General features: G+C 41.7%; 1 protein-coding gene. It reads right to left on the reverse strand.

Going from position 1 to position 384, the window contains the following annotated elements:
* Positions 1-133 precede the first annotated feature (133 nt).
* Positions 134-331 carry a hypothetical protein gene (locus CWB80_RS21770; protein WP_054551252.1) on the reverse strand — a complete coding sequence of 66 codons (198 nt, stop codon included), beginning with the start codon at positions 329-331 and terminating at the stop codon, positions 134-136.
* Between the last annotated feature and the right edge of the window lie 53 nt (positions 332-384).

Here is a 384-nt window from a genome sequence, read left to right on the forward strand (position 1 = left end):
CGGCCACTCGGCCACCTCTCCGTCTTGTGGGGCGTATAATAAAGACTTCAGGAAATATGTCAAACACTTTTCAAGGAAAATCGTACAGATGGTTATAGATTATCCACAACGCACAAAAACAACTCGTTTTTGTTTACCCTTTAGTCGTTTTTTCTTTATCACTCAACGGCTCAAGACCCGTCAGTGGGATTAGTTCATCTGTTAATTCGGCTAGGTATTGGTCTTGATAACCCAATTGTTGGAATTCGGCGATGCAGGCACGATAAAAAGCTTCACGTTGATGCTCGCTTGGCGTTGTCTCTACTGAAGACTGCGAAGGCTTTTTTGTCATTATTATTAAGTCCGTTTAAACGTTGAAGAGAATGGCGTAATGATGTCATATCT

This window comes from Pseudoalteromonas sp. S1650 (assembly GCF_005887195.1).
GTDB lineage: Bacteria > Pseudomonadota > Gammaproteobacteria > Enterobacterales > Alteromonadaceae > Pseudoalteromonas > Pseudoalteromonas simplex.

Excerpts from the sequence above, each read along its gene's own strand:
- CWB80_RS21770 (WP_054551252.1), bottom strand. The coding sequence starts at position 331 with ATGACAAAAAAGCCTTCGCAGTCTTCAGTAGAGACAACGCCAAGCGAG.